The organism is Bradyrhizobium sp. UNPF46 (assembly GCF_006658625.1).
GTDB classification, from domain to species: Bacteria; Pseudomonadota; Alphaproteobacteria; order Rhizobiales; family Xanthobacteraceae; genus Bradyrhizobium; species Bradyrhizobium nitroreducens.
In genome coordinates this window covers 46,531-55,634 of sequence record NZ_LFJB01000038.1, presented here as the reverse complement: position 1 = coordinate 55,634, position 9,104 = coordinate 46,531, and the positions used below count along the sequence as shown (strand labels likewise).

The 9,104-nt window shown below is 61.0% G+C and carries 7 protein-coding genes; all 7 read right to left on the bottom strand.

The features are described from left to right. Positions 1 to 2,506: 2,506 nt before the first annotated feature. Positions 2,507 to 2,800 (bottom strand): hypothetical protein, encoded by a 294-nt coding sequence (locus tag UNPF46_RS15895; protein ID WP_142250633.1) that lies wholly within the window; start codon positions 2,798 to 2,800, stop codon positions 2,507 to 2,509. Beyond that, a complete protein-coding gene (locus UNPF46_RS15890; RefSeq protein WP_142250632.1) occupies positions 2,797 to 3,990 on the bottom strand; it encodes an ERF family protein in 1,194 nt (397 codons plus the stop codon). Before UNPF46_RS15890 ends, UNPF46_RS15895 begins: the two co-directional genes overlap by 4 nt. Continuing rightward, the gene (locus UNPF46_RS15885; RefSeq protein ID WP_142250637.1) at positions 3,974 to 4,828 is read right to left on the bottom strand and encodes a YqaJ viral recombinase family protein; all 855 of its coding nucleotides are present in this window, start codon (positions 4,826 to 4,828) and stop codon (positions 3,974 to 3,976) included. The genes UNPF46_RS15890 and UNPF46_RS15885 overlap by 17 nt, the downstream gene beginning before the upstream one ends. Positions 4,829 to 5,028: 200 nt before the next feature. Next, the gene (locus UNPF46_RS15880; RefSeq protein ID WP_246668670.1) at positions 5,029 to 5,628 is read right to left on the bottom strand and encodes a DUF5681 domain-containing protein; all 600 of its coding nucleotides are present in this window, start codon (positions 5,626 to 5,628) and stop codon (positions 5,029 to 5,031) included. Between the two features lie 17 nt (positions 5,629 to 5,645). Further along, entirely contained in the window at positions 5,646 to 6,194 is a 549-nt protein-coding gene (locus tag UNPF46_RS15875; RefSeq protein WP_142250631.1) for a DUF5681 domain-containing protein, read from the bottom strand. After that, entirely contained in the window at positions 6,191 to 7,465 is a 1,275-nt protein-coding gene (locus UNPF46_RS15870; RefSeq protein ID WP_246668669.1) for a site-specific DNA-methyltransferase, read from the bottom strand. The genes UNPF46_RS15875 and UNPF46_RS15870 overlap by 4 nt, the downstream gene beginning before the upstream one ends. 694 nt (positions 7,466 to 8,159) lie before the next feature. Next, entirely contained in the window at positions 8,160 to 9,056 is an 897-nt protein-coding gene (locus UNPF46_RS15865) for a DMT family transporter (RefSeq protein ID WP_142250629.1), read from the bottom strand. Positions 9,057 to 9,104: the final 48 nt, after the last annotated feature.

Below are 9,104 nucleotides of genomic sequence, written 5' to 3'. Positions count from 1 at the left end.
CGTCAAAGTTAATGTCAACTAGCGGCTACGCAGTTCCTCATATCATGATACTTCAAATTCGATCGTGGCGAGTTAGTCGCGCTCCGACAATACATATAATCAATGGCCTATTCCCGATTGTGCTCAGAATAGACTATAGCGCTCCAGAGCATCCACGAGGGAGGTGAGGACTGGATTTGAGTTGTCGAGCCCAACATTGCATGCCTCTTACGAACTAGAAGTGAGGTGATGCTCTCTAGTTTGCGTGCATCACGACTTCTGCAAGAAGGGCGGAACTGGGCTGGTCAAAACGGAGCCAAGAGATGGCGTTTGTTGACAGCGTAGTCGCGCAGTTGCAATCTGACGAAAATATCCGCCATTCCGCATACGGCGGAATCCCGCTCTCTCCACCGCTGAGCGGATGGCTCTAACTCTGCGATCATTGTGGCGCCGACCGTGATCGGGGTACTCGATGCAAAAGCCGGAAAAACGACAGCGGTGGGGTCATCGCCGCTTGGGACTCGTAGTTTGAATAGTCTCACCGGCAGCAGGCCAATTCCGACCTTGCTGCATCTTTGGCCGGCTGGCAAAGCGCCTCGGGTCAGGAGGTGCATAGTGTGCTTTAGCAAGCGGCGAGAGCTTTCCGCACGTCATCCCTGGTCCACAATGCGAGGCGCCGCGGTGGAAAGGGGTCTACGTAGTCAACGATGGAGTCGCGGAAGGAAGGTAGGTTGAACGGCGGCCGCCGCAGATTGATGAGCCTGAAGCTTCCAACGGCAATGTCGGTGTTCCGTCTGCCAAAATTGTATTGTGTTGTGAGCAGATAGCTGATCTCGGACTGTGCAAAGTTACGCAGCGCAGCGAGTACCAAATCATTTGGAAGATGGATGAAACAATCTCGGCACATCCAGAGGTCCGCTCGTGGTAAAGGAGACGAAGTTATATCGATTTGCAAGAAGGTTCGGTTGTCGTTTCCGTACCGTTGGTTAAGTTCATCGATCAACGGCGGGACGATGTCGCCCCCCACGTACCGTTCGACGGGAAGAGAAATGGAGCGCATCCAGGCAAAGTCACCGCAAGGCGCGTCTAGGAAGGTCTTTACGTCTAGCTTTGCAAGCATGTTAGGCAGCTGAGATTGAAGTCGGTCTGTGTAACCCGGTATAGACCCGGAGCCGCTAAGTGAGGCGCTCTCGCCCCAAATATTCTCCGTATAGATCTTGGTGAAGCTTTCGGTCGTTCCTGCGCCACCCAGTTCAACCGGTCTGGAATAGAGCGGTCTCGACAGATATTTGAGATCCAACAGAGCCTCGTGGGCAGCAGGAAAACGACTAAATGCTTTTCGTAAAACTGACATCAAGCCCCTCAGAGCATCGTGTTGAAAATCTACTCTATATTGCCACCCCGTCTATTCGATGCATAGAGGGTGGCAGCGGCATGTTTCAGCCATAGGTCGTATGGTTAAGTGCTCAGTTTGCGGGAACGGCGAACGGATGACCGCGGTCAGGGTCTTTTTAGGGTTGGTTAGATTGGCCTGGGCGCGGGCGAGGGCGGCCGCGATCGTTCCGATACGCTCACTGGATTGGTGCATTGACAGCCTCCTGAGCAAGTGCCTCGAAGCTGATCGAGCCCGACTTCAAGCGCTTGGCCTTGATGCCGTGGCCACTGGCCTCCTTGGCGCATCCTGGATCAGCTTTTTGAGCTCGGCTTTGGCCGGCTCGCGCTCTGCGTGTGCATCCTTAGTGCGGAGGTGGGTCGCGACGAAATCCGCCCACGCATTTAATGAAGCCATATCCACGACCCTGACCGCTTCCCGCCTGGGCGAGGCGTTTCGACGTTGAAAAGGGCGGGGTGATCGCCGGCACGAGAACCGCTTTTCCTCACGCGCGAGCAGTACAAGGTGGGTGCTCTCCGCTTGCTCGGAGGACGACCTCGGCAAGAAGGAGTGCCGAAGTGGGCCAGCCGGATAGTAGCCGCAGATGGCGCTTGGTGACGGCTTAGTCGCCGTAATTGCCGACGTCAGAGAATATTTGCCATTCCGCGTCGCGTCGACTTGCGGGCGGATCCTTTGGGGCTATGCCGAAATTCACCGTCGCATTGATCTGGGCGAGCTCGCGCCAACGCTGAATTTGAGGAGCGGAAGTCTCGGATCCTGCGATCGTCGTGACGCTGGCAGTCCTCAGGATATTGAATGCAGAATTGCGAGAAAGACAGCGGTGGCGTCACCGCTTGAGATTCATAGCTCGAACAGGCGGGCTGGCTGCAAACGCAATACATCATGGCCAGCACGCGGACCGCATGTCGGATCATCGAAAGTTCGCCTGACATTTCTGATTGCTAGGCGAATTATATTGCGATGCGGTGGAAGCGCTATGACAATTGCGAGGCAATGATGCCCAATTGTGGAGCAGCGCGCGGACCCGAGCCGATCGGCGAGGTATGACGATCATGCCGACGAAACGTTATTCAGAGGCATGATCGTCGTGCGTCTCAGCAACTAGCTTCCAGAGGGCGGGGGACCGCATGGACGCTAGTCGATGCGTTTCACCTTGTATCCGTCGATCAACAGAGACTTGCTCGGCTTCGAAGTATGTGCGTGCTGCGGCTCGCCGAACAACACGCTGGTGGCTCGCTCCTTCGCGCTGCCCGCAAGCAGGAGCGCGAGGAGCAGGAGTGCGAGCGCTCCAACCGAGACGATCAGTTCAGCGAAAAACGGTGCGGCCCCTGGACCGAAGAATGGCTCGTGCTGCTGTTCGTGGCCACAGGACGAGCTGTGCTGCTTTGGTCGGACTGTAGGCCCCTGTGTTTTCACGGGATCGTTCATTGCTGGGCTCCCGTTTCGAGCATCGATATCACCATGCGTTCCGGCATGCCGATGCCGCCGGCAACAGCGTGCGCGGGACTCGATGCCCACAATCCGCTCGCGACAGGCAGGGGCGACATCTGAACGTCAGCCCACCATGTGCGTTCATCGCCGTGTCGGTGCAGGGCTTGATGATGCGTTCGGCAAAGCGGCACAGTGAACTCGTCGCTGACCTTGCGGCCCAAGGTTCTCGGCTGGGCGAATTTGAGATGATGGGCGTCGGACGGGGTTTGCTTGCAGACAAGGCACGGCTGCGCGCGGATGAAGGCGAGATGTGCCTTGCTCCTTTTTCGGGGAGGCTCTTTGGGGAAGGCGAGGGCGCTGTCAGCCCTGAGGGCGGCGATGCCCGGCTCGGCCGCGGGCGTATCGCCGCTGGGCGGCCCGGCCGCGTGTGCCGGGTCGGTCGCCACCGTGTGAGCTGACTCGTCGCCAACCGTGTCAAGAGACGCAGGAGCATCAGCCGCCTCAAGCCTTTCCTGATAGGCGCCCTCCACGGCTCGCGCGTCGGCTTGGAGCAGAGTGTTTTTCAACGGAAGGCTTTTCTTCGCCCAGTCCAGGAGGTCGCCGCCGCCTGCGAATTGTGCGAGCTCGGTCATCAGGCGCTCGCGCAGCTCGGCTGAGTGTTCAGGAGGAAGCACCGAAGGGCGGTTCAAGGTGCCCTTGGACCGGTTTCCCTTCGGGCCCGAACTTGTCTGTAGTCGAGGGGCCGATGGCGGTCCGGCGACGATGTCCGGAGCATCCAGATCGTCCTCGCCGGCGATGCCGACCAGGGCGAACAGGGCGTAGCGGCGGGCATAGGTGAGCGCTGCGCCCATCCGGTGCGGGGCTTCGACGTCCTTGCCGGCACAGACCGGCAGATCGGAGGAGATCCACTCGCCAGAGGCGTGGGCGAGCAGGGTGGTGAGGTGAATCTGGCCGGTGGCCTGCTCGATCCGGGTGGTCTGGATGGTTGCGATTTCCTGCCGGCTCAGTGTCTTGCGGACGATGTCGAGGCCCGCCGCCAAGGAAGCATAGCGGAAGGTGCGATCATCCTCGCGCGGGAAGGGGGAGCGGATGACCGCGGTCAGGCTCTTCTCTGGGTTGGTCAGATCGGCCTGTGCGCGCGCGAGCGCAGCCGCCATCGTTCCGATGCGTTCACTGGATTGATGCATCGGCGGCCTCCTGAGCGAGTGCTTCGAAGCTGATTGCGCCCGACTTCGAGCGTTTTGCCTTGATGCCGTGGCCGCCGGCCTCCCTGGCGTCTTCCGGGATGAGCTTCTTGAGCTCGGCTTTGGCAAGCTCGTGCTCTCCGTGTGCCTCCTTGGTGCGGAGGTAGGCCGCGGCGAAGTCGGCCCAGGCATTCGACGAAGCCATGTCCGCGACCTTGACCGCTTCCAGCCTCGGGCGCGGCGTTTCGATGTTGAACAAGGCGGGGCGCTCGCCGCTCTGGACGCATCGCCAGAACTTCTTTTCGGCGGTGAGCAGCAGGTGCTGGTACAGCGGATCGGCGTGAACCTTGATCTCGACCCATTTGCCGCCGCCGGTGATGATCGAGAGAACGGCGCCGCGGGACGTCGTGACCCACATGTTGTGCTGCAGCTGGGCCATGTGCTTCTCGGCCGCGGCTTCTTCCGTGAAGGCCCATGGCAGCATGAACTTGGCCTCGAACACCGCGCCGGTCTGTTCGACCATGCCGTCGAGGGTTGCGGCCATCCATTTGTGGACGGGATGGCGTACGCGCTTCTGGATGTCCTTGATGGTCGTGCCCGTCGACCGTTGATACCAGGCTCGATTGAGAACCTCCGTCACCGTGCCGAGCTGGACGATCAAGTTGTCGCCGAGGTCTTCCGGCTCTATCTCGCCGCGTTTCTCGCGCCAGAGGCGGATGAGGCGGTCTTCGTCGTCGCCCATGATAATGCGGGCGTCCGAGCCGCCGATGAAATTGCGCCGGTCGTGCGGATTGAACCTGATAATGTCTGGATGTGCGGTGGGAACGTTTGGCGCTTCGATATGGGTCGTACTCAACGGAATCTCCTGCTCTGGGCTTGCGCGGCTTGGCCGCCGCACTGCCCAAAACCCCGCATCCGCGAGGTGAGATCCGATGCCGTTTTGCGCCCGGCAGAATCAGTAACGCTCCGTTTGACTTCGGATGCCAGTCATTTCCGGAGCAAGATTCTTGCTCTTTTGCGCGGCTCCTGACCCAAAGATGATCAAGGGTGCTCGCTCCACCATCCCGGCCATCGCACCTTCTGCGGCGAGCGCGTAGCCTTCACGATGATGCTTTGCTCTGCCGGGGCAAGGGGCCGTTTTAGGCGCTCCAGCGCAGCTTGCACAAGCCACGCCTCCAGCACCATCCGAGCCGTCTCGCGATACGGATCGAGCTTTGTTGCCATCCGCAGCGCTTCGAGTGCTGCCGTGACGCCGCCGGGACTCACCAATGCCAGCACGATGGTCAGCGGTTCGTTACTGTAGCGTCCATCTCTGGCCTGCTCGATGAGCGCCAAAGATGCGCGCGCCGCTGCGCCGTCGCCCTCCATCCCGCGCTTTGCAAGCTGAAGCACGAATGCCTCCGCTGCCGTGATGCTGCGCTCCCGTCCACCTTCGCGGATGGTGACGGTCTGACCGAGTACCGCCTCGTAGGGCGCCTGCCTGCGGCGCCCGCGGGGGCGACCGGCAGGATTTCCGCTGTGGCCCTTCTTGAAGCGCGTGCTCCGAGGCGGCCGTCGATAACCGACGTGCTCGTTCTCCGCGTCAGTGTTGCGTTCGTCGATGCCCGGTTTGCAGTTGTTCCCTCGCTCCGGAGCGCTCACTGATTTGGCCCGACCGCTCACGTATCGCGTTTCCGCGTAAGGGCGAGAGCATCGGGATTGCGCGTGCAGCGCCTCACCGCCGCGCGCTCGTCGTCGTCAAGGTTGGCGCCGCCGCGCTCGCGGTGGAGCGCAGCCTCGACCGCCCAGGGTTCGAGAAGAAGTTGCGCCCGATCAGCACCGATATCTGCGCGCACCGGATTGGGGGCGGCAATGCCGAGAAGCACGAGGGCCTCATCGGCATTATCAGGATCCGGCGAGATGTGCTGGGTGACCTTGCGAGGGAGAGGTGGGCCAGGATGGCTCTTCTTCAGCAAGGCTTCGCGCTTGATGATCCATTTCACCACTTCGCGCATGGCCGTGCGCTTGCCCGCAAGGGCGTCCTTGAAGAGCCGCTGCTGCAGCGCCTCCTCCGCGGAGATCTCACGCGTCTTTCCGCCAAGACTGACCGTAAGGGTCTTGTGCAGTAGGACCTCGAGCGTCGAATTCACCATGGAGCGCTTGCCGGACCCTCGCGGCCGTCCCCGGGGATTGCCGCTTCGGCCCTTTTGAAATCGGCCGGTGTTCATGACGGAGCTCCGTCGCGCTCGAGCCGTGGTTCGCGGCCCGTCAGGGCAGTCCAGCGCTCGATTGCGACATCCACATAGGCCGGATCGATTTCAAGTCCGCGGAAACGGCGCGCGGTGCGTTCGGCGGCAAGCAGGGTCGTGCCGGAGCCCACAAAGAGGTCGAGCACAAGATCGCCGTGCCGCGTGACGTCCTTGATGGCGTCGGCGACGAGGCCGATGGGCTTGACGGTCGGATGCAGGGTGAGGTCTTCCCGCCGGCTGCCGCGCATCGAGTTGGCGGATGCATAGTCCCAGACATTGGTCCGGTTGCGACCATGCTTGCCAAGCTCGATCATATTGAGATGACCTGCGCGCCCCACCCGGTAGACGAAGACCAGCTCATGCTTGGACCGGTAAAGCGAGCCCATCCCTGCGTTGGACTTGTTCCAGATGCAGAGGTTGAGGAGGTCGCCATAGATGGCCTGGCCGACCGCGGAGATGCTGTCCATGTGTCGCCAGTCCATGCAGACGAAATGGACGGCACCCTCGCGCGAGACCGCGGCTGCCGCGCCAAGCGTGTCCTTGAGAAAGGCGCGGAATTCGCCTTCGCTCATTTCGCCTGAGGCCATGGTAAATTCGCCGTGGCGGCCTGTAGGGCTGGCGTTGCCTGCGATCTTGACGTTGTAGGGAGGATCGAGAAACGCCGCATCGATGCGCATGCCTTCGCCAATGATCTTTCGAAGGAAGGCCGCATCGCGGCTATCACCGCACCCGATCCGGTGCTCTCCGAGGATCCAGACGTCTCCGGGCTTTGCTCTCGGAGTTGTCGGGACCGGCGGAACGACTTCCTCCTCCGGATCTGCGGGCTTTGCGAGAATGACGTCGATCTCGCCGGTCGAAAAGCCGGTCAGCGTGGGATCGATATCGAGGTCGATCGCGGCGAGCTCCCCGAGTTCGGCTTGCAGGATTTCAATGTCCCAGCCGGCATTGAGCGCAATCTTGTTGTCGGCGATCCGCAGCGCCCGCTTCTGCGGCGCGGAGAGACCTGCCAGGGTGATGGTGGGGACCTCGGCAAGGCCGAGCGTGCGGGCGGCCTGCAGCCTGCCATGGCCCGCGATGATGTGGCCATCGGGGTCGATCAGGATCGGGTTCGTGAACCCGAACTCCTGGATGGAGACCTTGAGCTGATCGATTTGCCGTTTCGGATGCGTCCGCGCATTGCGCGGATCGGGAACGAGATCATTGATTGGGCGATAGGCGATGGAGAGCTGCAGATGGGCAGCGAGTGGCATTGAGTTGTTCATGCGTGAAGGGATAAGGGTCGAGCCCTGCGGAAATGTTTCCTTCCAATGTTGCGCGCCAACAGGCGATAAGCACCCCTGTTGACCGCCTGCGGGATAAGTGCGCCTGCGGATATGATCCCTGTTTTTAGCCTGTTATCTGCAGGATCAGGAAACTGTGCTTTTCAATGCATAAGTTGCGGCAAACAGGCCTCTATTTCCCGGAATTTGGCGCCGGTACCGCGCAGAGATGCCTGTTCTCCTGGCCAAAATTTGAGAAATTCCCTGTTCCCCCCGCCCCATGTTTTTCCCGGCCTATCATGCGAGGACGCGCCAGGAAACGCGTGGTGGCGAGATATCAGGCAACAAGCGCACTGTTTCTCTTGCCCATGAATGCATCCGTGGCGGTTCGCAGCCGTAGATGAAAAGGTGAAGCGCAACCCTCAGGCCACGACCGTGTGCAGGTCGAGGTCATGCTTCGAGCCAAGAAGGAACATGCGTTGCTCGCCGGACTCGAGGGACTGCCGCTATTAGCCGTGGATTGGGCATGATGAAAACGTACGGGGCGCTTGAACCCGGGCACCATGTGGGATCAAGGCGAGATGTACCTTGCGGCTCCTGCTTCGGAGAAGCTGGCGTGAAGGCGAGCGAGTCTTCGCCACTTCGAACGGTGGAGCCCTTCTGGTCGCGGCCGCATGGCCGTAAACTACGCCCTCGTCGCCAGCACGACGCTTGCGAGCGTGAACAGAAGGGCGGCGATTTGGCCGGCACCGAGCGGTTCGTGCAGGGTCGCTGCGGATGCCACCACGCCGACGACGGGAACGCCGATCGTGCCGATCGAGGCGATCGATGCCGGAAGCCGGGCCAGCGCCGCGAACCAGCTCACATAGGCGACACAATATTGCATGATCGTCACATAGACGATCAGGATCCAGCCGAGCTGCGTAATGGCGAAAACGTCAGTGGTCTCAATCGCAAGTCCGATCAAAGTAATTGGAAGACAGCCGATCAGGATCTGCCAGGCAGCCGACGAGAGCGGCGGCATCTGGATCGGCAGTTTCTTGGCGAAGACGGTGCCGAATGCGAATCCGATCGCGCCGCCTAGAGCCAATACAATGCCCGGAAGCTTTTCCCAGCTCGCGGAGATGCCATTGCCGCCCATGATGGTCGCAAGCCCGGCGAGCGCCATGAACAACGCTGTCGTGCGCAACACGGTCGGCTTCTCGCCGAGCACCGGCCAGGCAATGATCGCGGCCCACACCGGCATGGTGTAGCCGATCAGCGCGACTTCGCTCGCGGGTAACCAGAGTAGAGCAAACCCGATCAGGACCATCCAGCAGGTGACGTTGAAGGTCGCCGACAGAACGATGCGGCCCCACATGCCTTCCGGCACGCGAAGGCTTTGGCCCCGAAGCCCGGCCAGAATTGCGAGCAGCGCCGCACCGACGAGCCCCATGACGCCTCGATAGGTCAGCGGTGGAAGCTGCCCAAGCAGGTATTTGGTCGCGGGCCAGTTGCTGCCCCAGCCAATCGATGTGATGGCAAGGAATGCGAGCCCCGCGGGAGCGATGCGCGCTTTCGCCTTGGATATCGGCTCGTGCATCGGATCACCAGAGGGGCGAGTAGCGGAATCCAAACTGAACTTCTGGCG

Excerpts from the sequence above, each read along its gene's own strand:
- UNPF46_RS15895 (WP_142250633.1), bottom strand. The coding sequence starts at position 2,800 with ATGAACGATCCCGTGAAAACACAGGGGCCTACAGTCCGACCAAAGCAG.
- UNPF46_RS15890 (WP_142250632.1), bottom strand. The coding sequence starts at position 3,990 with ATGCATCAATCCAGTGAACGCATCGGAACGATGGCGGCTGCGCTCGCG.
- UNPF46_RS15875 (WP_142250631.1), bottom strand. The coding sequence starts at position 6,194 with ATGAACACCGGCCGATTTCAAAAGGGCCGAAGCGGCAATCCCCGGGGA.
- UNPF46_RS15870 (WP_246668669.1), bottom strand. The coding sequence starts at position 7,465 with ATGCCACTCGCTGCCCATCTGCAGCTCTCCATCGCCTATCGCCCAATC.
- UNPF46_RS15865 (WP_142250629.1), bottom strand. The coding sequence starts at position 9,056 with ATGCACGAGCCGATATCCAAGGCGAAAGCGCGCATCGCTCCCGCGGGG.